Below are 26591 nucleotides of genomic sequence, written 5' to 3' on the forward strand. Positions count from 1 at the left end.
CCACCCAAAATCCCACCAGCCATGAAACCAGCCTGCTCCTACGCCGCCACGCACGCCGCCAGTCTGGCCGACCCGGCCGGTTTCTGGGCCGCCCAGGCCACCCACCTGCACTGGGATAAGCAACCAGAAAATCCGCTTTCGCAGGATGCCAACGGCTTCTACCGCTGGTTTGCGGGGGGAGAGCTGAACACCTCCTTTCTCTGCCTCGACCACCACGTGCAGCAGGGGCGGGGCGACCAGCCCGCGCTGCTCTACGATTCGCCCGTGACCCGCACCCGGCGCAGCTACTCCTACGCCGAACTGCTCGACCTCACGGCGCGGTTTGCCGGCGGCTTACGGGAAATTGGGGTGGCCATGGGCGACCGGGTCATCATCTACATGCCCAACGTGCCCGAGGCCGTAGTGGCCATGCTGGCCTGCGCCCGCATCGGGGCGGTGCATTCGGTGGTGTTTGGCGGCTTTGCGCCCCACGAGCTGGCCGTGCGGATTGACGATGCCCGGCCGAGTGCCATTATCTGCGCCTCGGGCGGCATGGAGTTCGACCGCGTGATTCCCTACAAGCCGCTGGTGGACGAGGCCCTGGCCAAAGCCACCCACAAGCCCGCCCATGTCGTGGTGTTGCAGCGCGAGTTTGTGACGGCGGAGCTGCAAGCCGGCCGCGATGTCGACTACCAAACCCTGCTCCGTGCCGCGCCCGTGCCGGCCCTGCCGGTGCCGGCCACGCATCCGCTCTACATTCTGTACACCAGCGGTACTACCGGCCGGCCCAAGGGCGTAGTGCGCGACCACGGCGGCCACGCCGTGGCCCTGCGCTTCAGCATGGAAGCCATTTATGACCTCGCGCCCGGCGACGTCATTTTTACCGGCTCGGATATTGGCTGGGCCGTGGGGCATTCCTACATCGTGTACGGGCCGCTGCTGCGGGGCTGCACCAGCGTGCTGTTTGAGGGCAAGCCCGTGCGCACGCCCGATGCCGGCACGTTCTGGCGGCTGGTCCAGGACTACCAGGTGCAGGTCATGTTCACGGCGCCTACCGCCATTCGGGCCATCAAAAAGGAAGATTCCGACGGCCGGCTGGCCCGGCAGTATAACCTGAGCAGCCTGCGCCACTTGTTTCTGGCCGGCGAGCGTTGTGACCCCGCCACCTACGCCTGGGCCCAGCAGCTGCTGGGCGTGCCGGTGGTAGACCATTGGTGGCAAACCGAGAGCGGCTGGCCCATGCTGGCCACGCTGGTGGGCCTGGAAGGGATGCCCGCCCCCCGCGCCGGCAGTGCCGGCCACCCCGTGCCGGGCTATGATGTGCATATCCTCGATGAGGTGGGCGAACCGGTGGCCCCCGGCACTACTGGCCTGGTGGCCGTGAAACTGCCGCTGCCCCCCGGCTGCTTCCCCACGCTGTGGAACGACGACGCCCGCTTTCACGAGTCTTACCTGGCCCCGTTTCCCGGCTACTACCTCAGCGGCGACGGCGGCTACCGCGACCACGAGGGCTATACCTACATCATGGGCCGGGTCGATGACGTGATAAACGTGGCCGGCCACCGCCTGAGCACCGGCGAGATTGAGGAGATACTGGCTGCCCACCCGGCCGTGGCCGAATGCGCCGTGCTCGGCATCGCCGACAGCCTGCGCGGCCAGGTGCCCATGGGCCTGGTGGTGCTGAAGGACGGCCAGACGATAGGCGAGGGGCAGTTGGAAAAGGAGCTGGTGGCGGCCGTGCGGGCCACTATCGGTGCGCTGGCCTGCTTCCGCACCGTGCTCTGCGTGGCCCGCCTGCCCAAAACCCGTTCCGGCAAAATCCTCCGCAAAACCCTGCGCCAGCTGGCCGACGGCGAAGATTTTGCCCTGCCCGCTACGATTGACGACCCCGGGATTCTGGATGAAATCCGCGCTGGCCTGGCCCGGCGCGGCGTGGGGGTAGCCTTCGAAACCACCAAATCAACCTGAATAATGAATGGGCAAATGTCTTAAAGCCCCAAATGACAACAATTGAAAGTGAATAGGATACATTCAATGACAAGTCCTTTTTGCTAGTTTCCTCCACTCTTAGCTTACCATTTCACCTCATCATATGCACTCGCGCGTTCGCACCCTCGAAGAATACCACGTCGACTACCGACAGTCCGTAGAAGACCCCGATGCCTTTTGGGCGGCAGCCGCCGAACCCTTCACCTGGCGCAAGAAATGGGACACCGTGCGCGGCGGCGAGTTCTCGCCGGCGGGCACCAGCACCTGGTACCAAGGCGCTACGCTCAACATCACCGAAAACTGCCTCGACCGCCACCTGGAGCAGCGCGCCAACAAGCTGGCCATCATCTTCGAGCCCAACGACCCCAAAACCCGCCACCTGCGCCTCACCTACCGCGAGCTGCACACGCAGGTGTGTCAGATGGCCAACGTGCTGAAGAAAAACGGTGTGAAAAAAGGGGACCGGGTGGTGCTCTACCTGCCCATGATTCCGCAGCTGGCCATTGCCGTGCTGGCCTGCGCCCGCATCGGGGCAGTGCACGGCGTGGTGTTCGCCGGCTTTTCGGCCACCGCCATCGCCGACCGCGTGAACGATGCCCAAGCCACCTTCATCATCACCGCCGACGCCTTGGAGCGCGGGGCCAAGCAGATTCCGGTGAAGAGCGTGGTGGACGAGGCCCTGCTGCACTGCCCCTCGGTGCGCCGGGTGCTGGTGGTGGAGCACACCAGCTGGCCCGTGGAGATGCGGGCCGGCCGCGACGTATGGTTTCACGACGAGGTGCAGGACGTGGAAAAAACCTGCCCCGTCGAGGAAATGGCCGCCGAAGACCCGCTCTTCATCCTGTATACCAGCGGCAGCACCGGCAAGCCCAAGGGCGTGGTGCACAGCCAGGCCGGCTACATGGTGTGGGCCGACTACACGTTCCGCAACGTGTTTCAGGTGGAGGAAAACGACGTGTACTGGTGCACGGCCGACATTGGCTGGGTCACGGGCCACACCTACGGCCTCTACGGGCCGCTGCTGGCCGGCGGCACCACGCTGCTCTTCGAGGGCGTGCCCACGTACCCCAGCGCCGGCCGGTTTTGGGAAGTCATCGACAAGCACCACGTCACCATTTTCTACACCGCGCCCACGGCCATCCGCAGCCTGATGGCCACGCCCATCGACAACGTGCTGAGCTACTCGCTCAGTAGCCTGCGCATCCTGGGCTCGGTGGGCGAGCCCATCAACGAGGAGGCCTGGCACTGGTACCACCAGCACGTGGGCAAAGGCCGCTGCCCCATCGTCGACACCTGGTGGCAGACCGAAACCGGCGGCATTATGATTTCGGCCCTGGCCGGTATCACGCCCAGCGTGCCGGCCCGCGCCGGCCTGCCGCTGCCCGGCGTGCAGCCCGTGCTGCTGAACCAGGACGGCACCGAAATCGAAGGCAACGACCAGGAAGGCTACCTGGCCATCAAGGGCAGCTGGCCGGGGGTAATTCGTACCACCTGGGGCGACCACGAGCGTGCCCAGCAGACGTATTTCCAGCCCTACCCCGGTTACTACTTCACCGGCGACGGGGCCCGGCGCGACGAAAACGGCCTGTACCGCATCATTGGCCGGGTCGATGACGTCATCAATGTGAGCGGCCACCGCTTCGGCACGGCCGAAATCGAAAACGCCATCAACCAGAGCGAGTACGTGGTGGAAAGCGCCGTGGTGGGCTATCCGCACGACGTGAAAGGCCAGGGCATCTACGCCTACGTCATCTGCCAGCACGGCGTGCCCACCACCGACCTCGAAATCCAGATGGCCGAGGCCAGCATCATCGAAGCCGTGGTGGCCGAAATCGGCCGCATTGCCAAGCCCGACAAGATTCAAATTGTGAGCGGCCTGCCCAAAACCCGCTCCGGCAAAATCATGCGCCGCATCCTGCGCAAAGTTGCCGAAGGCGAAACCACTAACCTCGGCGACGTGACCACCCTGCTCGACCCGCTGATTGTGGACGAGATTTTAGCCGGCAAGAAGTAGGCCCGCCCGTTCTGTCCGCCCGGCCCGCTGAACTCGTTTCAGCGGGCCGTGTTAGTTTTAAAATCCTAATCTGCCCCGCCATGCAACCCAACCAATTTACCCTTTCGCCCGCCGATAGCGAAGCCGGGCGCTAATTGGCCCAACGCACCGGCAAGCCCGAAGCCGAACTGCTGCACGACGCGGTGGAGCAGCTGGTGCAGCAGGCGGCGGCCAGTAACCGGCTAACGGCCCTGCGGCAGGCCCGTGGCATGTGGCAACACCGCACCGACTTGCCCAATTTTGACCAGGCGAGGTCGGCGGGCTGGGAGCCAACCTTGGCAGCAAATGAATAGCCTGCTGCTGGATACCAGCATTTTCGTGAATTATCTGCGCAACCACCCCGCGGCGGTCGGCTACGTCGAAGCTACGGCCGAACAACACCTGTTGTCAGCCGTGGTTGTAGACGTACGGCGGGGTGCGCGACGGCCGCGAACGTCAGCAGTTGGACGCCCTGATGGCTGTTTACGATGTGCTGCCGGTCACGGAAAGCATAGAGGTGGCGGCCGGCTTGTTGTGGCGGCAGTACCGGCGAAGCCACGGTGTCGGCTTCGCCGATGCGCTCATCGCCGTCACTGCCCAGGCCCACAACGCCACCTTAGTCACGCTCAATACCAAGCATTTTCCCATGCTGCCCGACGCGCTGGTGCCGTACCAGAAAACATGAACGGCCCCCGGCAACGGCCCCGTGCCAACCGTGCAACCGGCGGCTACCTTCGTGCTTCCACAGCCCCAACCCGCCCCCGTTTGGAACCCCTCCCCCCTCAGCAACCCAGCCTTCGAGAAGGCCCGCACCGGCCTGTGGGCCAGCCTGCAAAAGCACCTAGTCGCTGTGTACGAGGCCGAGGCCCGCTTCCTTCAAGCCGTGGCTTTTGCCGACGCTTTACCGTTCGCTGCCGCGCGGCCCTGCGCGACCTGCACACCGACGAAACCGCGCAGCTTGAAGTCCTCACCAAAGCCATTCGCACCAAGGGCTACTCCGAGGACGAGAAAAATCAGTTCTACCTGCACTTCGCCAGCTACCTCGACATTGCCGGCACCGCGTTCGACCTGCTGCGCACCCACGTGCCAACCCCGCTGCCCAAAGAAGAGGAGCAGGAAGAAACCGCCGCCCAGTTCGACCGGGTGCGCAAGTTTGCCCGCCTCAACGTGAAGGACATCAAAGGGCTGCTGGGCGGTGCCTGAGGCGGGGCGAGCGTGGTGGAGCCGCGGTCCTCGTGACCACCGCGCCGCGTGGCTGGGGCAATACTAAAAAGCACTTACAGCCGTTGCTTACTCAATGCACAGAATTCTATGCCCATCGATTAAAATTGTTTTCTCTCGCGCCTTGATGCTCTTGTTGCTAGCTAGCTGGCTGGCCAGCCCGGCGCAAGGCCAAGGCAACGAGCTTATCCGCTTCAATACCCGCACCCAGCGGCGCGATACCTTGGCCGCAGTACCAACCAACGCGGCACTCCGAACCGACCGCACCGCTTTTTCGCAGGGAGTGGTGCCGGGCTTACTAGCGATGCCGGTTTCGTTGCCAAGCGCCAACCTAGTGCCGGGTACCCAATTTGCCCGCCGTGTGCGGGCGGCCACGCGCGGAGCAGTCACGGTATTTCCCGCCTGCACCGCCGTCAACTTGTTTACCGTGCGAAACGGCCGCCGCGAGCAGATTTGCTCGGGTACCCTTGTAGGCGAGCGGTACGTGCTGACCGCTGCACACTGCATCAGCGACTTTTCCGCTCCGATACGGACCATCGAACCTGATAGCCTCTTGGTGGCGCCAGCGTTCGATAACGGGCAGTTTGCCGGGTTGCCGGTCACCAGCAGCTTGCGGTACTACTTTTTGAAATCATGGCTGGACGGCGTTTTTGAGGACGATATCGCACTCATTGAATTGGCACACCCCATCGGTCGCACCACCGGCTGGTTAGGGCTGGGTTTCGATGTTGATACGGCCAGTTATTCTCGTCAGCTCTGGCACAAATTCAGCTATCCTGGTAGAAGCATCATGCCGCCAGAAAAATACAACGGCGACACCTTGTTCTATGAGTACGGTCGGGCACGTTTACGAGGAATCGCAATCGAAGTACTCGGTCACTTCGACGGTGCTTTTGGGCAGAGCGGCAGCAGCGTTTTTCAAACCGATAACCGGTCGTACTGGACCGCCTTTGGGGTACTGTCAACGCACGCACTCTTTTCGCACAAAGCTTTGACCGCGCAGCAATTCGCGTCGTTTCGTCGGGTATTGGAAACCCCGGTTGGCAGTCCGGCAGCCCTTGGTAACGGACGGGACATGACGGCGTACCCCAATCCGTTTGTTGACCAGCTCAACGTGGTCTTGCCAGTGGCCGCAAGCGTTGCTAACGTATCCATTTACGACGCCTTAGGGCGGCGGGTGTACGCTGCCCAACACGCTTGGCCGACCAACGGCTTGCTGCTAAACCTAGCTTTTTTGCCGCCCGGGCTGTATGTCCTGCAAGCGGTGGCCGGCGCGCAAATGCGTCGGCGTAAAATCAGCAAAGAAGCATGGTAGGAGAGTGCGGCAAAAAATGGCCTTTACCCGAACACCTTCACCCGCTCGCCCTTGCGCTTGGTGCGCAGGTGCTGCCGGATAATCTGCTGCACGTCTTTGTTGTCGGTATATAGCTGAATGACGTCCCGGAAATCGGCCAGCCTGCGCGCCGTGAAGGTTTCATCCACGTAGCCGAAGCCTCGGTAGCGGCCGTTTTCTATCAGCACGATGCTTTTTTCCAGCTCCGTGCGGCCCGCCCCGATGACCACGAAGGTTTCGTGCTCGTAGCTGATGCTGTCGATGGCCTCGTCCACGCGCAGATTGTAGCTCTCGGGCGGCTCCTGGCCCACGCAGGCCCCCAGGCAGCGGTGTACTTGGAAGTCGAAGCAGCTGCCCGGCGTTTTGTACAGGCCGCAGAGCTTTTGGCATAAATTGTACTTGGCCACTTTGTGGTAGAGAAAGCCCTGGGCCTTGAACTGATTGCCGAGCGCGATAATGGGGATTTCGGCGTTGCGCGCATCGGCTCGGCCGTAGGCCAGGCGCTTGTAGCCCTGCTCATCGACCCGCAAGTAGATGCCGGCCGGAAACACCGAGCGCCGCTGCGCCCGGTTGTAGGCCGGCTTCATCAACTTAATCAGGTGTGACTCGTAGAGCAGCGCCACCAGCTCCGAGCCGGTGAGCTCCCAGGTAATGTCGGCAATGGAATTCTTGAATTCCAGGCTCTTGCGCGACTTCACGTCCACCGCAAAGTGCTGCTGAATGCGCTTGTAGATGTTGATGGACTTGCCCACGTAAATCACCTCGCCGGCCTCGTTGTGGAAATAGTACACGCCCGTGGCCTGCGGCAGGCTGGCCACCAGCGCCGCCGACACCAGCGGCGGCATCAGCGCCTCCCGAATGGCCGACTGCACGGCGGCCACGCGCTTGGGCGACGGGGCTTTGGTGCCCTCGGGCTTAGCTGACGCTGACCTTTGGTTGCGGCCGGCGGGGGCCAGGGCATCCACGCGGGCCAGGGTGTGGCTGGTGTCGGTGCCGTGGGGCAGGTCTTCGGTTTCGGTGGTAATCTTCAGCAGCTTGCCGAAGAGCAGGGCCGTGGCGTGGGCATCGCCAGCGGCGCGGTGCCGGCCTTCGAGCGGAATGCCAATGTTCTGGCACAGCTTGCCGAGGCTGTAGCTGGGCTGCCCGGGAATGAGGCTGCGTGAAAGCCGCACGGTGCACAGCGTTTTGCGCGAATAGTTGTAGCCGAGGTCGGCAAACTCTTTCTTCAGAAACGAGTAGTCGAAGCGCACGTTGTGGGCCACAAACACGCAGCCTTCGGTCATTTCCACCACCTTGCGGGCCACTTCGTGGAACTTGGGCGCGGTGCTCACCATGTCGTTGGTGATGCCGGTGAGCTGGGTGATAAACGGCGGAATGGCCCGGCCGGGGTTGAGCAGGGTGGCGTACTCGTCCACGATTTTCTCACCGTCGTGAATGTAAATGGCTATTTCGGTGATGCGGTCCTGCGTGGGCTGCCCGCCGGTGGTTTCAAGGTCGATAATGGCGTACAAAGCGCGGCGCTAGCTAAATGAGTAGGAGGGAAGCTAACAAACTTAGCCATGCATAAGGTTGCAGCATGGGGCGCGGGCTTTGAGTCCGCGCCTCATGCTGCAACCTTATGCGGTCAATCGCGGACCAATAGTCCGCGCTACGTTCGCTTCACCAGGCGCCAGACTTTGGCGAAAAAGCCAGGCCGGTCATCCGAAGTATCTCTTTTTGTGTCCTCGCCATCAGTTACATCGCCGAGCAAAAAGCCCCAGGGCTCGGTGGTCTTGCTGGCATCAAATACCACTTTTAACACCGCAATCAGCGGAATGCTGAGAATCATGCCCGGCGTGCCCCACAGCTCGCCACCCAGAATCAGGGCGATGATGGCCGCCATTGGGTTGATACTCACTTTCGAGCCCGTAATCATGGGCGTGATGAAGTTGCCTTCCAAGAACTGGACAAATACGAAAACGCCCACCACCGCGGCCGCCTTGCCCGGCGAACCGGTCTCGACCAGCGTAACCAGCGCTGGAATGGCCGAACCCACCAGAATGCCGATGTAAGGAATAATGGCTAGCACCGAGGCGAAAATGGCAAAAAACACGGCGAATTTCACGCCCAGCACCAGCAAGCCAATGGCGTTGAGGATTGACACAATGACAATTACCGTGAGCAAGCCCTGAATGTAGGCCTGCACTACCGTTTGGATGCTGTCCATGGTGTGCAGCACGCTGGTTCGTTTGTCGGGAGTCACGAAACGGAACATGAATTGGCGCATGTGGTCGCGGTAGTACAGAAAGCAGAAAATGTAAATCGGCACCAGCGTAGTCACGCTCAGAACACCCGCCGTGGTGCTAAGCGTGGAGCCTAAAAAGCCGCCAGCTGAACTCTTTACTGATTTCATCGAGCTGTCAATCAGCTGCTCCTTGCTCATGGGCTGATAACCGAACTTGGCCTGAGCCCACTGCTGAACCTGGTCGAAGTACTGAACGCTCTTGGCCTGGAGTTTGGGCAGCTCCTCCCGCAAACTCATTATCTGGGAGCCAAACAGGTAAAAAAGCCCCACCAGCGTTCCAATCACCAACAGCAAGGCTACAATGATGGCCCAGACGCGCGGAAGCTTCCACCGCTCCAGGCGCGTGACCAGCGGCAGGAGCAACACCGCCAGTAAGGCTGCAAAGAGGATGGGCAGCAGCACGTTATCGAGCTTGCGCAGCACGAACACCAGCAGCGAAAGCCCAATCAGCAAAAAGGTGTAGTACACAATCGGGGCCTGCTTAACCTCGGCCGGCGCGTGGTTTTGCGTGGGTGAGGGCAGGTTACGCGGCTGATTGAGGGTATTGGGGCGGGGAAACATTTAGGAATAGAAAAGGGGATTCGGGGGAGAAATAAATTCCGGAACCATACCCTGGCCGGGTGAACTGCCGGGTGAAGGACCGTGTTAAAAACTAAATAAATTGGCGGGTTTAGCTAAGCTAACTGGTAGGGGCCGGCTTGGCAAGCTGCCCTTTTCTGCGTTATTTTACCTGAAATCTGCTCCCCTTACGTATTTTTTGTAATGAAAGACGAACTACTTGTCGACGACCTGGAAGCAACCCCTAAAGTGCCCGACCACGGCTACAACGAAGACAGCATTCGGTCGCTGGACTGGCGCGAGCACATCCGCTTGCGGCCGGGCATGTATATCGGCAAGCTGGGTGACGGGTCGGCTTACGACGACGGCATTTATGTGCTGGTGAAAGAGGTGGTGGATAACTGCATCGATGAGTACGTGATGGGCCACGGCCGCACCATCGACATCAAAATCTCGGATTCGCGGGTGCAGGTACGCGATTACGGCCGCGGCATTCCGCTGGGCAAGGTGGTGGATGTGGTGAGCAAAATCAACACCGGTGGCAAATACGATTCCAAGGTATTCCAAAAATCCGTGGGCCTGAACGGCGTGGGCACCAAGGCCGTGAATGCGCTGAGCGGCTATTTCCTGGTGCAAAGCGTGCGCGAGGGCATTATGAAGGCGGCCGAGTTTGGCCAGGGCAACCTGGTGGCCGACCCCAAGCCCATCAAAACCAGCCAGCGGAACGGTACGCTCGTCACGTTCCAGCCCGATGACACGATTTTCAAAAACTACCGCTTCATCCCGGAGTACCTCGAAAATCAGGTCTGGAACTACGTGTACCTCAACGCCGGCCTCACGATTAACTTCAACGGCCAGAAGTACTACTCCGAAAACGGCCTGCTCGACCTGCTGGCCCGCAAGGCCGACGTGGAGCACCTGCGCTACCCGATTATCCACCTCAAGGCCCTGGATATCGAAATGGCCATGACCCACGGCAACGACTACGGCGAGGAGTATTATTCCTTCGTAAACGGCCAGTACACTACCCAGGGCGGTACCCACCTGGCGGCTTTTCGCGAGGCCGTGGTGAAGGCCGTGCGCGAGTTTTACAAGAAGGACTACGACGCGGCCGACATCCGGGCCAGCATCATTGCCGCCATCTCGGTGCGGGTGCAGGAGCCCGTGTTCGAAAGCCAGACCAAGACCAAGCTGGGCAGCGTGAACATGGGTGAGGACGGCCCCACGGTGCGCGGCTTCATCCTCGATTTCGTCAAGGAATACCTCGACAACTACCTGCACAAAAACGCCGCCGCCGCCGAGGCCCTGCGCAAGCGCATTGAGCAGAGCGAGCGGGAGCGCAAGGACATGGCCGGCGTGAAAAAGCTGGCCAACCAACGCGCTAAAAAAGCCAACCTGCACAACCGCAAGCTGCGCGACTGCCGCTTCCACCTGGGCGAAAATGCGAAGGACGGCGCCGAAAAGGAGCTGCTCACCACGCTCTTCATCACTGAGGGCGATTCGGCCTCGGGTAGCATCACCAAGAGCCGCAACGTGGAGTTGGAGGCTGTGTTCAGCCTGCGCGGCAAGCCGCTAAACTGCTTCGGGCTGAAGAAGAAAATCGTGTACGAGAACGAGGAGCTGAACCTGCTGCAGCACGCCCTCAACATCGAGGAAGGCATCGAGCACCTGCGCTACAACCGCGTGGTAGTAGCCACCGATGCCGATGTCGACGGCATGCACATCCGGCTGCTGCTGCTCACGTTCTTCCTGCAGTTTTTCCCGGATTTAGTGCGCAACGGCCACGTTTTTATTCTTGAAACGCCCCTGTTCCGGGTGCGCAATAAGAAGGAAACCATCTACTGCTACAACGAAAGCGAGAAGCAGGCCGCCATGCGCAAGCTGGGCAAAAACCCCGAAATCACCCGCTTTAAGGGCCTGGGTGAGATTTCGCCTGACGAGTTCGGCAAATTCATCGGCGAGAACATCAAGCTCGAGCCCGTCATTCTGCAGTCGGACCGCAGTATTCAGCAGGTGCTCACCTACTATATGGGCAAAAACACGCCCGCCCGCCAGGAATTTATCATCGACAACCTGCGCCTGGAAAAAGACCTTGTGACCTCGGATGCGCTGCCCGTGGCGGAAGTGGAGGCTTAGAGCAGTTTCCAGGTTGGTGTAGCTGTTGCGTCTCTGCGGCGCTCGCAAAACCTGTACCCAAACCTGAAAACTGCTCCAGGACCGGCCGGCCGGCGTAGAAATAGTCCTTCCCAAAAAAGCCTCTGGCCTCGCCAGAGGCTTTTTTGGGAAGGACAAAACGTATGGTTTGGGGCCGTTTCCTACTGACTTTTGCGCAGACTACTCTTTGACAGGTATAGCTGAACATAAACATTTCAATCACCCATCGCACAATGGCGCAGTTGTTGTGCCGTTTTGGCTCCTCCGTTTCACCCCCCAAACCAGCCAGAATCAACCGCTTCCGCTGTTGCGGGAACGGGCCTCATTACCCGTGAGTTTGACTCCGTAACCTTTCCACATTTATGACCCAATTGTTTATGCGACCCTTTTTAGTGCTGGGCTTATTTTTGAGCACCGCCGCCGTGGCCCGGGCCACAGTTCCGGTTTCCCAAGTGCCCTTCGTGCCCAACCACGGCCAATGGGCCAAGCCGGTGAAATACGCGGTGGACCTGCCCGGCGGGCGGCTTTTCCTCGAAAACAGCTGCTTCACTTAAACCTTATCGGCCCGGCCGGGGCACTATCCGGAAGCGGGCGCGGGCCGGACCCCGGTGGCCGGCCATGCCTTTCGCGTCACGATGGTTGGGGCGGCCCCCGCCCCGGCCCTGACCGGCGAGGCCAGGCAAGCGGCTTTTCATAACTACTTTCTGGGCAACGACCCCGCCCACTGGGCCGCCCAGGTGCCCCTGTTTGCCGGGGTGCGCTACCACGAAGCCTACCCCGGCATCGACGTGCGCTGGCACCGGCAGGCCGACAGCGGCGAGCTGGAATACGACTTTGAGCTGGCCCCCGGCGCGCAGCCGGCCGCCATTCGCCTGCGCTACGACGGCCTCGACGGCCTGGTCCTTACCCCGGAAGGCCACCTGCGGCTGCGCACCAGCGTGGGCGAGCTGCGCGAGCAGGCCCCAGCGGCGTGGCAGGTCTCGGCCAGTGGCCAGCGGCGGCCGGTGCCGTGCCGCTTCGTGCTGCGCGGCCGCGAAGTCAGCTTTGCGCTGGGCGCGGGCTACAACCCGGCCCAGCGCCTGGTCATTGACCCTGTGCTGGTATTTGCCACCTATTCCGGCTCGCCCGGTGGCATGTCGGCCAACTGCACGGCGGCCGATGCGGCGGGCAACATGTTCACGGGCAGCTTCGTGCTGGGTCCCGGCTACCCGGTCACGCTCGGGGCCATCAAAGCCAATTACTCGCCGGGCAACATCGGCATCTCAAAGTTCTCGGCCACCGGCAGCAGTCTAATTTACGCCACCTACCTGGGCGGCAACGGCAATGGATTCGGCGAAGACTACCCCTTGGATTTCGACATAAACGCGGCCGGTGAACTGCTGGTGCTGGCCGCCACGCGCTCGGCCGACTACCCCACCACGGCCACCGCCTTCGATCGGACCCTGGGCTCCGGCGGGGGCGGCGGCTTCGCCCGCGACCTGGCCGTGACCCGCCTCAATGCCGCAGGCACGGCCATTCTGGCCTCCACGTTCCTGGGGGGCAGCGGCGAAGAGGCCGGAGGCTTCTCCTCGGTGCCGGCGGCCCTGGCCCAAGACCCCGCCGGTGATGTGCTGGTGGTCAGCAGCACTATTTCGGCGGACTACCCGGTGCTCAACGCGGCCCAGCCCACCCGCGGTGGCGGCACCGATGGGGTTCTCACCCGGCTGGCCCCCGACCTCTCGCGGCTGCGCTGGTCGACCTACCTTGGCGGAGTCGCCGAGGACCTGGCCAATGACGTGAAAGTAGCTCCTGGCGGCGATGTGTACGTTTGTGGCAGCACGCTGAGCTTCAACATGCCGGTGGGTACCGGAGGCCTGCTGCCAAACGCGCCGGGTGGTCGGGATGGGTTTGTGCTGCGCTACAGCGCCACGGGCACCCGGTTGGCAGGTACTTTTTTGGGCACATCGGCCAACGATGTGGCCCGTTTTCTGGACTCCGATGCCACCGGCAGCGTGCTGGTGGCCGGCGCATCCGATGGCGCGTACCCGCGCACGGGCGGCACTTTTGGCGCCGTGGCTCCCAACACCACCGGGGTGTTTCTGCACGGCTTGAGCCCCGGCCTCAGCAGCACCCTTTTCTCGACCCAAATCAGCGTGCTTGGGTTTAGCCAACTCAACGGCTTCAATGGGTCCAACGTCGTTACGGCGTTTGGCCGCGACGACTGCGGTCGGCTTTATTTCAGTGCCTACGCGGGTGCTATTGCCAGCCCCGGCTGTCCAATCACCCCCGGTGCGCTGTTCAGTCAGCCCCGGGCCATGTACCTGGCCACGCTGGCCGAAAATGCTTCCGCGCTGCTTTACGCAACTTTTCTCGGTGAGCCGAACCAGAATCAGTCTGTTTCCTTTGGCACGCACTCGCACTTTGCCGCGGCCAACTACGTCACGAGGGCCGGGGTGCTCTACCACGTCACGTGCAGCACCGGCCAGGCCTTCGGTACCACGCCGGGGGCTTACTCGGCGGGGTCCACGACTGGCAACGACGCGGCGGCTTTCAAGTTTGACCTGTCTCCGGCGGGCGGTGCCGGCATTTTGGTGGCCGTGGCCACGCCGCCCGCCGGTTGCGCGCCCTACGCGGTGCAGTTCGTGAATAATTCGGCCAGCTCCCTGCTCTACAGCTGGGATTTTGGCGATGGCAGCCCCCTCGACACGGCCCGGGCCCCGCGGCACACCTACGCCACGGCGGGCACCTACACGGCCCGGCTGGTGGTCACCCGCCGCAGCACGGGCAACATCTGCGGGGCCGGCTCGGCCACGGCCAGCGTGCCGGTGGCGGTGCTGCCGCCGGCCTCCATGCGCCTGGTGACCGACTCGCTGGACTGCGGCCGCCCGCTCGTGCTCGACCCCACCCGCCTCACGCCCTTCGTGAGCGGGCTGGCCTACACCTGGAGCACCGGCGCGCGCACCCCCGCCATCAGCGTGGCCGCGCCCGGCCGCTACCGCGTCGAGGTCGACCAGGGCCGGCCGTGCCCGGCCGTGGTCGAATTCGTGGTGACGCTGAGCGAGGCGTTCCGGCTGCCCAATGTGCTGACTGCCAACGGTGATTAGCTAAACGCGGTGCTGAAAATTCCGGCTTCCTACGGTACCCCCGCCCTCAAGATATTCAGCCGCTGGGGCCGCTTGGTGTACGAAACCAGCGCTTACCGCAACGACTGGACGGGCACCAACCAGCCCGCTGGCACCTACTACTGGTCTAACAACTTAATTTCGCTGGCAATAGTTAAGCCAAGACACGTACGTCTTCTTGCTCATGGCTCGCCTGGCCTCCCCTCTTCACCTGCCGCTTTCTGACCAGTCCGCCCTGCGGGCCATCGTCAAAAAAGGCACCCACAAAAGCCGCACCATTACGCGGGCCAACGCGCTCCTGTTGATGGGCGCGGGCGGCCGCGCCTCGGCCGTTCAGGCGCAGGTGGGCATTTCCTCCACCCAGTACCACCGCATCAAGCGTCGCTACCTAGCCGGGGGACTGGCCGAAGCGCTGGAAGAACGCCCGCGCAGCGGGCAACCGCCAAAAGTGACCCCGGCCCTGGAAGCGCACATCACCCGCCTGGCGTGTAGCGAAACGCCCGCCGGGGCGGCGCGCTGGACGTTGTCTTTGCTCAACGAGACGCTTGTCTCGCTGGATTATATCGACACGATTTCGAACGAATCCATCCGGCAAGTTTTAAAAAAAGCAAGCTCAAACCCTGGCTGAAGCAAATGTGGTGTATTGGCACCGTCACGGGCGAATACCTGGCCAACCTGGAAGACGTGCTGGACGTGTACGCGCAGCCCGCCGAGGCGGGCGTGGTGCGGCTCTGCTTCGACGAACGGCCCTGCCAACTGCTCGACCACGTGCTCACCCCGATTCCGCCCACGCCAGGGGCCACCCAAAAAGAACACCAGGAGTACGTGCGAAAAGGCGTCTGCAACGTGCTGCTGGCCTACAACCTGGACAGGGGCCAGCGCCATCTGCAGGTCACGACCACCAAAACCAAGGCCGATTACGCCCACTTTGTGGATTGGCTCGTGCAAACCCACTACCCCGACGCGGCGAAAATCAAGCTCGTGCAGGACAATTACGCGACCCACTGCTACGGGGCCTTCTACGAACATTTGCCCGTCGAGACGGCCCGCAACCTGCGCCACACACTCGAATTTCACTACACCCCCAAGCACGGCTCCTGGCTCAACATGGCCGAAATTGAATTCGCCGCCCTTTCCCGTCAGTGCCTCAACCGACGCATCGGCACCCAGCAACGACTCGAGCAAGAAGCCTTGGTGTGGGAGGCCAAACGAAACGCGGCGGCCGTTAAAGTCAATTGGTCCTTCACCACCGAAAACGCCCGAGACAAGCTGAAAAATAGGTATACCGAACTAATCAAAATTAACAATGAAACTAAATTGTCAGACCACTACTACCAGCTGACCCAGCCGGCCTGCGGCATTAATCTCAAAGGCTGGGTGGAAATCATCCGTTAAGCAGTCGCGCACAAGTAACCGTAGTCAACCCAAAAGAACGTTATTCCGAGCTTGCCGAGGAACCTCGCCGGAGTCATCCGCGCCGCCCACTGGCGCGAGCGAGATTCCTCGGCAAGCTCGGAATGACGTTCTTCTTTATCCGGTTACTTATGCGTGGGCACTTAGGTGACTGTTGAGGCAGCTGCGCGAAAAAAAATGTCGCCGGTAGAAATTATTTTTGATTTTTTGCGTACGTTTGGACCGCCGGCCAGGGGTAGACTGGTCGGCAAATTCCACGGAAAAGCCCGGGCCTTTGGTCCGGGCTTTTTTCGTTTCGGTGAAAATCGGGCTGTTTATCAAATTTTCCAGGCCAGGGCAAGCGGTATAAAGACTAGTCAGGTTAGCTTGCTTCTTGCTGAAAAATTGCCGTATTTTACCATTTAAGCAGTTTATTATTTTTGGTATGCGCCGGTTTGCTGAATCGGCACACTAAAAATATTGGGAACTTTGCCTTTCCTAGTCGGTTTGTGACTTGTGGCGCTCTGCGCCGATACCGGTATTTTTGACGGCAGTTCGCCGACCTCATTCGTTTCCCCGTGGCTACTCTCGATACCCCTGATTCCGATACTCCCGACCAAGATTTTTTACAGCCCGGCGATTCGGTGGATTTTGATTTGTCGGCTTTTTCGCCGGCCGCAGCCGACGATGCCGCTGAGCCGGCCAGCTTTGCGGAGCAGGATGCTGCCCACCTCCGGCTGGACGAAGCCACTGGCTTATTCGACGGTGCCCTGACCGTGCACGTGGCGGCCGAAATCGAGCCCGAGCCCGAAACCGAGGAGGAGCCCAAGTTTGCCCCCGGCGAAACCATTCACGATGTGGCCACGGTACGCGGCATGTACCAGAACTGGTTTCTGGACTACGCCAGCTACGTGATTCTGGAGCGGGCCGTGCCCGCCATCGAAGACGGCCTGAAGCCCGTGCAGCGGCGCATTCTGCATGCCATGAACGAGATGGACGACGGCCGCTTCAACAAGGTCGCCAACGTCATCGGCCAGACCATGCAGTACCATCCGCACGGCGACGCCAGCATCGGGGATGCCATCGTGAATCTGGGCCAGAAGGACCTGCTCATCGAAACCCAGGGCAACTGGGGCGACGTGCGCACCGGTGACGGGGCGGCCGCGGCCCGCTACATTGAGGCCCGCCTGAGCAAATTCGCCCTCGACGTGGTGTTCAACCCCGATACCACCGAGTGGCAGATGAGCTACGATGGCCGCAAGCGCGAGCCCACCACGCTGCCCGTGAAGTTCCCGCTGCTGCTGGCGCAGGGCGTGGAAGGCATTGCCGTGGGCCTGAGCACCAAGATTATGCCCCACAATTTCCGCGAGTTGTGCAAGGCCAGCATCGACGTGCTGCGGGGCCGTGAGGTGCAGCTGTTTCCGGACTTTTCGACGGGTGGACTGTGTGATGTGACCAACTACAATTCGGGCATGCGCGGGGCCAAAATCCGGCTGCGTGCTACCATCGAGAAGGTCGACAAAACGCTGCTCATCATCCGCGATATTCCCTACGGCTCCACTACCACGGCGCTGATGGAAAGCATCGTGAAGGCCTCAGAAGCCAATAAAATTAAGATTAAGAAGGTGGTCGACAACACGGCGGCCAACGTGGAAATTCAGGTGCAGCTGCCCGCGGGCGTGTCGCCTGACCTGACCATGGACGCGCTGTACGCCTTCACCGACTGCGAAATCAGCATCTCGCCCAACACCTGCGTCATTATCGACGACAAGCCCCGCTTCGTGGGCGTGGAGGACGTGCTGCGGCAAAGCACCCAGGCCACCGTGCGCCTGTTGGAGCGCGAGCTCGAAATTCGGCAGGATGAGCTGTGGGAAAAGTGGCACAACGCTTCGCTGGAGAAGATTTTCATCGAAAACCGCATCTACCGCCGGATTGAGGAGTGCGAGACCTGGGCCGAAATTCTGGAGACTATTGATAAGGGCCTCAAGAAATTCGTGCGCATAGCCGGGGAGAAGGCCAAAGCCGACGATACCCGTATTGTGCTGCGCCGCGCCATTGCGGAGGAGGACCTCACGCGCCTGACCGAAATTCGCATCAAGCGGATTTCGAAGTTTGACGGTTTCAAGGCCGATGAATACATTCAGAAGCTGGAAGTAGAATTGGCCGAAGTGGCCGACCACCTGGCCAACCTGACCCGCTACGCCATCAATTACTTTGAGGGCCTGCTGAAGAAGTACGGCGCGGGCCGCGAGCGCAAAACCCAGCTCCGCACCTTTGATGTGGTGACGGCCCAGAAAGTGGCCGTGGCCAACCAGAAGCTGTACGTGAACTACGCCGATGGTTTTGTGGGCTACGGCCTGAAAAAGGACGAAAATGCGGTGACCATCTGCGACTGCTCCGACCTGGACGACATCATTTCCATCAAGCGCGACGGCACGTTCACGGTAACCAGAATTGCGGAAAAGACCTTTGTGGGCAAGGATATTCTGCACGTCGGCGTCTACAATAAGAACGACGACCGGCTGGTGTACAACATGGTGTACCTCGACGGCGCTTCGGGCATCAGCTTCGCCAAGCGCTTCCTGGTTTCGGGCATCACCCGCGACAAAGCGTACGACCTGACCAAGGGCACCAAGGGCACCAAAACCCTGTACCTCACGGCCAACCCCAACTCCGAGTCGGAAATCGTGAGCATTCAGCTTTCCGACAAAGCCCCGGCGCGGGTGAAGCAGTTTGACTTTGACTTTGCCGAACTAGGCATCAAAGGGAAGGGCTCGATGGGTAACATCGTGACCAAGCAGCCCATCAAAAAAATCACCCAGAAAACCCTGGGCGACTCCACGCTGGGCGGCCGCGAGGTATTTTTCGACAGCGTGGTGGGCCGCCTCAACACCGCCGGCCACGGCCGTTACCTGGGTACCTTCGACACCGAGAATACGGTGCTGGTCATCTTCAAGGACGGCAGCTACGAGCTGACCGCGCCCAACCCCACCAACCACTACGACGTGCCCAATATTGTGCTCCTGCGCAAGCACGAGCCGGAGGTGGTGCTCTCGGCCGCGTACGTGGAAGGTGAAACTAAAATCCACTATGTGAAGCGGTTCAAAATCGAAACCAGCACGCTGGAAAAGCGCTTCACGTTCATTTCCGAAACCAAGGGCTCGAAGCTGCTGGCGGTGACGGCAAACCCTGAGCCGCTGGTGGAAGTGAAAATTCAGAAGGACAAGAAAGCCGACAAGGAAACCGAGAAAATCGCGCTGCACGAGTTTATCGATGTGAAAGGCTGGAAGGCCATGGGCAACAAGCTGAACTACTATAAAGTCCACGCCCTGGCCCTGCTCACCGACGAAGGCCCCGAGCCCCAGCGCCGCGAAGTGGCTAAGAAGCGCGCCGCCTTGCCCAAGCCCGGCGAGGCCATCGCGGCCGAACCCGCAATGGCCGAGTCGACCGGTCCAGTTGGGGTGACGGCGGAGGAAGTGGCCCGCGCCCAGGAATTGCTCAAGCGCCCGAAAGCGCAGCTGGGGCTGTTTTAAGCAAGTATTCAACGTGAGAGAGTGCGGCAGCCGGGGCAGAATCCATGTCCGGTTGCCGTATTTTTTTGCCAGTTGCCAGGGGCTGGTACTTGTGAATTTGGCGTGCGGTTATGCCGTTGGCGTATTTCTTTGCCTTATGCTTGCTTTTTTCCAGTTGTGGTCGTCCTGTTCGGTCCGGTTCCTGCGGCGCGGCTGCCGGGGGCTGGTGGGCTGCCTGCTGCTGGTGGCCGTGGAAAGCGCGCCAGCTCAGGGCCAGGTGCCGGGCCGGGCCGGCAAGCCGGCGGCACCCGTGGCCAAAGTGCCGGCCGTGAAGCTGCCCGCCGCCGACCCGCCCGCCGTGCGCACCAAGCTGGCGCAGGCCGTCAGCCTGGCCAGCGTATTCAAAGATTCGGAAGCCCTGGCTGTTTACCAAGACGTGCTTAAGACGGTGCCCGCCCATTACCTCGCCCTGTGGCAGGCAGCGGTGCTGAGCGTGAAAATTGGCAGCCGCTATTCCGACGAAACCCGAAAAGCCGCTTATTTCGACGTCGCCCGCCAATACGCCGACCGCGCCTTGCTGATTCAGCCCAAAGGGGGCGAGAGCAATTACGCGTTGGCCCTGGTGCTGTTCAACCAGGCTACCTTGCTGCCGGCCGGGGCCCGCCTGCAGGTTTTTCGCGATATCCGGGCGCACGTGTATCTGGGCACTGAAAAACGGCCCGACTGGCCCGAGGCCTGGCAGTTGCGCGGCCGCTGGCAATATCGGGTAGCTCACTACAACGTGCTCGAACGGCTCTACAGCAAGCTGGTGCTGGGCGGTGTACCCTCCGGGGGCGATAGCCGCGAAGCCATGGCCAACCTGGAAAAAGCCCACCAGATGGCGCCGCAAAACATTCAGTTCAGCTACGACCTGGCCCGCATGTACATCTACCAGGGCCGCCGCAAACGGGCCATTGCCTTGCTGCGGGAAGCGGAGAAAATTCCGCCCGTCACCAGCGAAGACTTGGTAGTGAGCCGTTTATGTCGTGCGCTGTTGCCGCCGTTGGTGCGGGCCAATGCCCGGCGGGAGAAGCGTTTGGCTAGGCAAAATCCATCTGTTCCGCCCATTATGCCAGCCACTACCCCCGCATCCGTACCAACTCCTCGCCCGGTACCGAGCGATACCCTCAGCCGCAAGCAATAGTTCGCAACGCCCGCGCCGGGCCGTACTTTGCAAGTAATTATGCGTGTTATTTCTTCGTGTGTGCGGTATTTGGGCTGCTGGGCGGTGCTGCTGGGCGGTTTGGTCCTGCCGGCCTGCCAAACCACGCCCGCCGAGCGCCCCGACACGCTGGTGGACCTGGCCACCGTGCAAAGCGGCCCCCGCGTGCAGGCCGATGAATTGAACGGAGCCATTGCCCGGGAGCCCCGTAATACGGCTTTGCTGGCCCGCCGCGCCACCTTGCGCCTGGCCGCTGGCCAGCCCCGGGCTGCTTTGTCCGATGTGGTGGCCGCCCTGCAAATTGACGATGCCGATGCCAGCCTGTACTTTTTGCAAGCGCGGGCGTTTCGGGCGCTGGGCCAGCTGCCCGATGCCCTGGCCGCCGCCCGCCAGGCTGCCGACCGTGGTTTTACCGGTCCCGAACTGCCTCTCCTGGTGGGCGAAACCCACCTGGCCGCCCGTAATTACCCCGCCGCCCTCGACAACCTCGACCGGACCCTGCGCCTCGACCCCGACCAGCCCGCCGCGCTGTTTTACAAAGGCCTCGCCTACGCCGCTACCGCCGATACCAGCACGGCCGTGCAGTACTTGCAGGATGCGCTGGCCCGCAACCCCCGCGAGCCCGAAATCCTGCATCAGCTGGCTTTTTTGCTGAATGCCTGGCGCATTCCCGCCGATGCCGCCCGCTACGCCACCTTGGGCCTGCGCCTGGATACCGCTTCGGGTCTGCTGCACTACGACTACGGCCGCCAACTGGAACTCCAGGGCCAACCCGATAGCGCTTTGTGGTACTACCGCCGCGCGCTGGCCCTCGATACCACCGTCTACCGGGCCGATTATCGCCTCGGTCTGGCTGCCGCCAAAGCACGTCGCCCGGCGGCCATCATTCAGCACCTCACGCGGGCGCTGCGCCGCAATCCGCGCCTGCCCCAGGCCCGCGCCCTTCTTGCCGAAGCCCTCGAAACCCAGAACCGGCTGCCCGAAGCTCTTGCCCAGTACCGTCTGTTGGTGGCCGAAAACCCCGGTAATCCGCACTGGACCTTCCGGGTCTGGAAAATGGGGGGGAAGGTGCAAGCGCTGTTGCCCGATAGCCTGCGACCCGCCTCACGCAACTATTATCGCCGGCCGGCTCCGGTGCGGCCGTTGCCCGTTGCCCCGTTACCGTTGCTTACGCCCAGCGCTAGATAACGCCCTTGAATCGGGTTGAATAGAGCCGGAGCAGACGGGATAAAATCCCTGATTCTTCGCCGCTCATTCTTACTTCCTCATAAAGCGAAGCGTAACTTGCGCCCAGCTTTGCCCTTTGGGCACTTTACCCCACTCTCATGCTCAACATCACCCTCCCCGACGGCTCGGTTCGCCCGGTCGAGTCTGGCACTACCGGCCACGCCCTGGCCAACAGCATCAGCGAAGGCCTGGCCCGCAACGCTTTGGCCGTGCGCGTCAACGGCGAAGTCCGCGACCTGTACCGCCCATTTACTGAAGATGCTACCGTCGAAATCTTGACCTGGAACGACGCGGCTGGTAAGTCCACCTACTGGCATTCCTCGGCCCACCTCATGGCCGAAGCCCTTGAGGCATTGTACCCCGGCGTGAAGCTGGCCATCGGCCCGGCCATCGAAAACGGCTTCTACTACGACGTCGACCTCGGCGAAGGCCGCAGCATTTCCAGCGAGGACTTTCCCGAAATCGAGAAGAAAATGCTGGAGCTGGCCAAGCAGAAGAACCGCTACGTCCGCCAGGAAATCTCGAAGGCTGATGCCATTGCCTATTTCACCGAAAAGCAGGACCCCTACAAGCTGGAGCTGCTCGAAAACCTTGAAGACGGCCAGATTACCTTCTACACGCAGGGCAGCTTCACCGACCTCTGCCGTGGCCCGCACATCCCCGATACCAGCACCATCAAGGCGGCCAAGCTGATGAACGTGGCCGGCGCCTACTGGCGCGGCGATGAAAAGAACAAGCAACTCACGCGCCTCTACGGCATCACCTTTCCCAAAGCCAAGGACCTCACCGAGTACCTTGAGCGCCTGGAAGAAGCCAAGCGTCGCGACCACCGCAAGCTGGGCAAAGAGCTGAAGCTGTTTGCTTTCTCGGAGAAAGTAGGAGCGGGGCTGCCCCTGTGGCTGCCCAAAGGCACCGCCCTGCGCGAGCGCCTCGAGCAGTTTTTGCGCAAAGCCCAGGTGAAGGCCGGCTACCAGCCCGTCGTCACGCCCCACATCGGTTCCAAAGAGCTGTACGTGACCAGCGGCCACTACGAGAAATACGGTGCGGACTCCTTCCAGCCCATCAAAACGCCCAACCCCGGCGAGGAATTCTTCCTCAAGCCGATGAACTGCCCGCACCACTGCGAAATCTATAAAACCGAGCCCCGCAGCTACCGCGACCTGCCCGTGCGCTACGCCGAGTTCGGCACCGTGTACCGCTACGAGCAGTCGGGCGAGCTGCACGGCCTCACCCGCGTGCGCGGTTTCACCCAGGACGATGCCCACATTTTCTGCCGGCCCGACCAGGTGAAGGACGAGTTCAAGAAGGTGATTGACCTGGTGCTGTACGTTTTCAAAAACCTCGGTTTTGAAGATTACACGGCTCAAATCAGTCTGCGCGACCCCGCAAACAAGGTCAAGTACATTGGCTCCGATGAGAACTGGGCCCTGGCCGAAAGCGCCATTCAGGAAGCTGCCGCTGAAAAAGGCCTCAGCACCACCACCGAGCTCGGCGAAGCCGCCTTCTATGGCCCCAAGCTCGACTTTATGGTGCGCGACGCCCTTGGCCGCCGCTGGCAGCTCGGCACCATCCAGGTCGATTACAACCTGCCCGAGCGCTTCGACCTCGAATACGTGGCTTCGGATAACACCAAGCAGCGCCCCGTCATGCTGCACCGCGCGCCCTTTGGCTCGCTCGAGCGCTTTGTGGCCGTGCTTATCGAGCACTGCGCCGGCAATTTCCCGCTCTGGCTCACCCCCGAGCAGTTTATCGTGCTGCCCATCTCGGACAAGTACATCGACTACGCCAACGAGGTGAAGGCCCAGCTGGAGCAGCGCGAGTTGCGCGGCACCGTTGATGCCCGGGACGAGCGCATCGGCCGCAAAATCCGGGACGCGGAAATGGGCAAGATTCCTTACCTGCTGGTAGTAGGGGAGAAGGAAGCGCAGGACAATATCATCAGCGTCCGCAAGCATGGCGAGGGTGACTTGGGCTCGATGCCACTGGACGCTTTCGTCAAAAGCGTGCAAAGCCAGATTGTAGAAGCCTACTAGTGAGTGAATAATGAAAATAATACCATGCGGGTCAGCTTGCGTGGTGTTATTTTTTTAGGCTAGTACAGATAGAATGGGCTGCCGGCTTGCCTTTTCAATTAAAAATGTCGATATTTGCCCCCTGATTACCAGGCCTTACCCGGCCTAAACCACGCAGAATCTCATTCCCCGCCACTTTTTTAGCAGGAGGACCAAACCATAGCAGCTCCGAATCGTCGGTACGTGCCCCGCCAGCAGGTGGAAGAGCCGTTCAAAATCAACCAGAAAATCCTGGCCCGCGAGGTACGACTCGTCGGCGACAATGTCGAACAGGGTATTTATCCGACCGACCAGGCTCGGAAAATGGCGCAGGACCAAAATCTCGACCTTGTTGAGATTTCGCCCACCGCCACTCCGCCGGTCTGCCGCGTCATCGACTACTCGAAATTCAAGTACGAGCAGAAGAAGAAAACCCGCGAACTGAAAGCCAAGCAGACCAAGGTCGTGCTCAAGGAAATTCGCTTCGGTCCTAACACCGATGAACACGACTTCGCCTTCAAGGTGAAGCACGCCCAGGAGTTTCTGCGCGAAGGCGCGAAAATCAAGAGCTACGTGCACTTCGTGGGTCGAAGCATCGTTTTCAAAGAGCGGGGCGAAATCCTGTTGCTCAAGTTTGCCCAGGCCCTTGAGGACCTCGCCAAAGTAGAGCAGCTGCCCAAGCTGGAAGGCAAGCGCATGTTCCTCTACTTGGCTCCGAAAGCTGCCGCGGTAGTGAAGCCAGCCGCTAAGCCCGCTGCCACGGACGCTAAACCTGAGAAAAAAGCCCCGAAGCCTACCGAAGCTGCCGACAAGACTGCCGAAGCAACGGAAGCGCCCGAGGTCGCCCCGGCCATCACCGAGGCCGAATAGATTTTACCCGGTTGGTGATGGCTTCCCGACCACTGGTCGGTCAGCAATTAACAACCGGAGGTCGGCGCAAGCCAATCAACAACCAAACCTCCAACAACCACTACGATGCCGAAAGTAAAGACGAAATCCGGTGCTAAGAAGCGCTTTGCGCTCACCGGAACGGGCAAGGTGAAGCGGAAGCACGCCTTCAAATCACACATCCTCACGAAGAAGACGACCAAGCAAAAGCGCGGCCTGACCCATACCGGCCTCGTGAGCAGCGCCGACATGAACCGCGTGCGTCAGATGCTCAACTTCTAATTAAAAATGGATACTAAAAAATTGAGAATTGTTGCCTATTGCACAATCGCTCCAATTTTAAGTATCCATTTTTAATTTTTAATTCATTTTCACCAGGCTTCCGGCTCTAAGACTTCAACCCGTCGCCGGCTGCCAAAAACTCTCTAGGTTATGCCAAGAAGTGTCAACCATGTGGCCTCGCGCCACCGCCGTAAGAAAATCATGCGTTTGGCGAAAGGCTACTATGGCCGTCGCAAAAACGTATGGACCGTAGCCAAGAACGCCGTTGAAAAAGGCCTTCTGTACGCTTACCGGGACCGTAAAGTAAAGAAGCGTGAGTTTCGCGCCCTCTGGATTCAGCGTATCAACGCCGGCGCTCGTGAGCACGGCCTGTCGTACTCGCAGCTGATGGGCGGCCTGAAAAAGGCTGGCATTGAGCTCAACCGCAAGGTGCTGGCTGATTTGGCCCTGAACCACCCGGCTGCTTTCAAAGGCATCGTGGAGAAGGCGAAGTAATTGCCCCTGTGCGTTACCAACCAAGAAAACGCTGGCCCTTAGGTTCAGCGTTTTCTTGTTTTGGGGCTTTACAATCCGGGCTGGTGGCCGCTAACTCTGCAAAACGGGGCACGGACTCAGGCAGTCATTTAGTAGCCCTCGCTAGGGGCCATTTGGCCGCAACAAAAAAAAAACCGCTTCGGCACGGAGCCAAAACGGTTTTCTGAAGTAGCGGGGACGAGAGTTGAACTCGTGACCTCAGGGTTATGAATCCTGTGCTCTAACCAACTGAGCTACCCCGCCGGGTTTTTTGTGGGTGCAAAGATAACGCTACAATGCGGCCCAACGCAAGCTTCAAGGCCAAAAAAACTGTAATTCCCCTACGTAGTGCTGGTTTAGGACCCGCTGATTCATTCTTTCTTCGCTTTATCTCCCATGGCATTGCCTGATACTCAAACCAAAACCCGTTTCGTGGTGGAATTCCCGATTAACGCGTCACCCAAGATACTTTTCCCTTACTTGGCTACTGCCTCCGGTCTCTCGCAGTGGTTTTGCGATGATGTGCGCTACGCGGACGGACATCACCTCAATTTTATCTGGGACCAGGAGAACCATTTTGCCGAAATCTCGGGACAACGCCTGAACCGGGCAGTTCGCTTTGTATTTCTCAACGAGCAGCGCCAGACCGTGGCCGATGCCAATTTTCTTGAGTTCACCCTCGATTCGTCGCAGGTGACCGACGAGGTGTACCTGCGGGTCGTCGACTATTCGTCGGGGCATGACGCCGCTGAGCAGCAGGAAATGTGGGAAAGCCTTGTGGCTAAGCTTCGGGAGCAGGTAGGCGGGTAGAGGCCGACGACGGTACCCGCCGGAATGGCCGAAGCCGTTAACGGTACTTTTTCCTCCTTCCCAT

At 60.8% G+C, this 26591-nt stretch carries 22 protein-coding genes, 1 tRNA gene and 1 pseudogene; 21 read left to right on the forward strand and 3 right to left on the reverse strand.

Annotated elements, in window-relative coordinates; all coding sequences use genetic code 11:
- Positions 1-21 precede the first annotated feature (21 nt).
- The 6 genes from IEW17_RS01765 (at position 22) to IEW17_RS01790 (ending at position 6536) form a co-directional block, all read left to right on the forward strand.
- A complete protein-coding gene (locus IEW17_RS01765; RefSeq protein ID WP_188560292.1) occupies positions 22-1947 on the forward strand; it encodes an AMP-binding protein in 1926 nt (641 codons plus the stop codon).
- 124 nt (positions 1948-2071) lie between these two features.
- Entirely contained in the window at positions 2072-3982 is a 1911-nt protein-coding gene (gene acs / locus IEW17_RS01770) for an acetate--CoA ligase (RefSeq protein WP_188560293.1), read from the forward strand.
- Positions 3983-4116: 134 nt separating this feature from the next.
- Positions 4117-4314 (forward strand): hypothetical protein, encoded by a 198-nt coding sequence (locus IEW17_RS01775; RefSeq protein ID WP_188560294.1) that lies wholly within the window; start codon positions 4117-4119, stop codon positions 4312-4314.
- Between the two features lie 122 nt (positions 4315-4436).
- Positions 4437-4685, forward strand: coding sequence for a type II toxin-antitoxin system VapC family toxin (locus IEW17_RS20755; protein ID WP_308420581.1), 249 nt, complete (start codon positions 4437-4439; stop codon positions 4683-4685).
- A gap of 80 nt (positions 4686-4765) precedes the next feature.
- The gene (locus tag IEW17_RS01785) at positions 4766-5203 is read left to right on the forward strand and encodes a hypothetical protein (protein WP_188560295.1); all 438 of its coding nucleotides are present in this window, start codon (positions 4766-4768) and stop codon (positions 5201-5203) included.
- Between the two features lie 145 nt (positions 5204-5348).
- Positions 5349-6536 carry a T9SS type A sorting domain-containing protein gene (locus IEW17_RS01790; RefSeq protein WP_229748753.1) on the forward strand — a complete coding sequence of 396 codons (1188 nt, stop codon included), beginning with the start codon at positions 5349-5351 and terminating at the stop codon, positions 6534-6536.
- 23 nt (positions 6537-6559) lie between these two features.
- Here IEW17_RS01790 and IEW17_RS01795 read toward each other — a convergent pair whose 3' ends face one another.
- Together IEW17_RS01795 and IEW17_RS01800 are read right to left on the reverse strand one after the other, a co-directional pair.
- The gene (locus IEW17_RS01795; RefSeq protein WP_188560297.1) at positions 6560-8065 is read right to left on the reverse strand and encodes an exonuclease domain-containing protein; all 1506 of its coding nucleotides are present in this window, start codon (positions 8063-8065) and stop codon (positions 6560-6562) included.
- A gap of 137 nt (positions 8066-8202) precedes the next feature.
- On the reverse strand, positions 8203-9399 hold the full coding sequence (locus tag IEW17_RS01800; RefSeq protein ID WP_188560298.1) for an AI-2E family transporter: 1197 nt from the start codon (positions 9397-9399) through the stop codon (positions 8203-8205).
- 201 nt (positions 9400-9600) lie between these two features.
- Here IEW17_RS01800 and IEW17_RS01805 point away from each other — a divergent pair, with 201 nt between their 5' ends.
- From IEW17_RS01805 to rplT, 14 genes and pseudogenes are all read left to right on the forward strand, one after another.
- Positions 9601-11532 (forward strand): DNA topoisomerase IV subunit B, encoded by a 1932-nt coding sequence (locus tag IEW17_RS01805; RefSeq protein ID WP_188560299.1) that lies wholly within the window; start codon positions 9601-9603, stop codon positions 11530-11532.
- A 395-nt stretch (positions 11533-11927) separates the two neighbouring features.
- On the forward strand, positions 11928-12104 hold the full coding sequence (locus IEW17_RS01810; protein ID WP_188560300.1) for a hypothetical protein: 177 nt from the start codon (positions 11928-11930) through the stop codon (positions 12102-12104).
- Positions 12105-12158: 54 nt separating this feature from the next.
- Positions 12159-14633, forward strand: a complete 2475-nt coding sequence (locus IEW17_RS01815) for a PKD domain-containing protein (protein ID WP_444542859.1) — start codon at positions 12159-12161, stop codon at positions 14631-14633.
- A 9-nt stretch (positions 14634-14642) separates the two neighbouring features.
- Entirely contained in the window at positions 14643-14876 is a 234-nt protein-coding gene (locus IEW17_RS21395; RefSeq protein WP_188560302.1) for a T9SS type B sorting domain-containing protein, read from the forward strand.
- On the forward strand, positions 14836-15279 hold the full coding sequence (locus IEW17_RS01825) for a helix-turn-helix domain-containing protein (protein WP_188560303.1): 444 nt from the start codon (positions 14836-14838) through the stop codon (positions 15277-15279). The genes IEW17_RS21395 and IEW17_RS01825 overlap by 41 nt, the downstream gene beginning before the upstream one ends.
- A 5-nt stretch (positions 15280-15284) precedes the next feature.
- A complete protein-coding gene (locus IEW17_RS01830) occupies positions 15285-16046 on the forward strand; it encodes an IS630 family transposase (RefSeq protein ID WP_188560304.1) in 762 nt (253 codons plus the stop codon).
- 195 nt (positions 16047-16241) lie between these two features.
- Positions 16242-16469 (forward strand): hypothetical protein, encoded by a 228-nt coding sequence (locus tag IEW17_RS20760; protein WP_229748741.1) that lies wholly within the window; start codon positions 16242-16244, stop codon positions 16467-16469.
- Positions 16470-16837: 368 nt separating this feature from the next.
- Positions 16838-19576, forward strand: a complete 2739-nt coding sequence (locus tag IEW17_RS01835; protein ID WP_373286147.1) for a DNA gyrase/topoisomerase IV subunit A — start codon at positions 16838-16840, stop codon at positions 19574-19576.
- A gap of 136 nt (positions 19577-19712) precedes the next feature.
- Positions 19713-20738, forward strand: coding sequence for a tetratricopeptide repeat protein (locus IEW17_RS21205; protein WP_188560305.1), 1026 nt, complete (start codon positions 19713-19715; stop codon positions 20736-20738).
- 39 nt (positions 20739-20777) lie between these two features.
- On the forward strand, positions 20778-21944 hold the full coding sequence (locus IEW17_RS01845; protein WP_188560306.1) for a tetratricopeptide repeat protein: 1167 nt from the start codon (positions 20778-20780) through the stop codon (positions 21942-21944).
- A gap of 137 nt (positions 21945-22081) precedes the next feature.
- Positions 22082-24016, forward strand: a complete 1935-nt coding sequence (gene thrS / locus IEW17_RS01850) for a threonine--tRNA ligase (protein WP_188560307.1) — start codon at positions 22082-22084, stop codon at positions 24014-24016.
- Between the two features lie 198 nt (positions 24017-24214).
- Positions 24215-24772 (forward strand): annotated as a pseudogene (infC, locus tag IEW17_RS01855) (translation initiation factor IF-3); the annotation flags it as partial.
- Positions 24773-25009: 237 nt separating this feature from the next.
- Positions 25010-25204: a 50S ribosomal protein L35 gene (gene rpmI / locus IEW17_RS01860; RefSeq protein ID WP_070731735.1), complete on the forward strand. Its 195-nt coding sequence runs from the start codon at positions 25010-25012 to the stop codon at positions 25202-25204.
- Between the two features lie 150 nt (positions 25205-25354).
- Positions 25355-25699 (forward strand): 50S ribosomal protein L20, encoded by a 345-nt coding sequence (gene rplT, locus IEW17_RS01865; protein WP_070728591.1) that lies wholly within the window; start codon positions 25355-25357, stop codon positions 25697-25699.
- Positions 25700-25907: 208 nt separating this feature from the next.
- On the opposite strand, the gene IEW17_RS01870 is transcribed toward rplT, so the two are convergent.
- Positions 25908-25981: transfer RNA gene (locus tag IEW17_RS01870), tRNA-Met, on the reverse strand.
- Positions 25982-26113: 132 nt separating this feature from the next.
- Between IEW17_RS01870 and IEW17_RS01875 the strand changes: the two genes are divergently transcribed.
- Positions 26114-26527, forward strand: a complete 414-nt coding sequence (locus IEW17_RS01875; protein WP_229748743.1) for an START-like domain-containing protein — start codon at positions 26114-26116, stop codon at positions 26525-26527.
- Positions 26528-26591: the final 64 nt, after the last annotated feature.

Origin of the sequence: Hymenobacter frigidus (assembly GCF_014640435.1) — a bacterium.
GTDB lineage: Bacteria > Bacteroidota > Bacteroidia > Cytophagales > Hymenobacteraceae > Hymenobacter > Hymenobacter frigidus.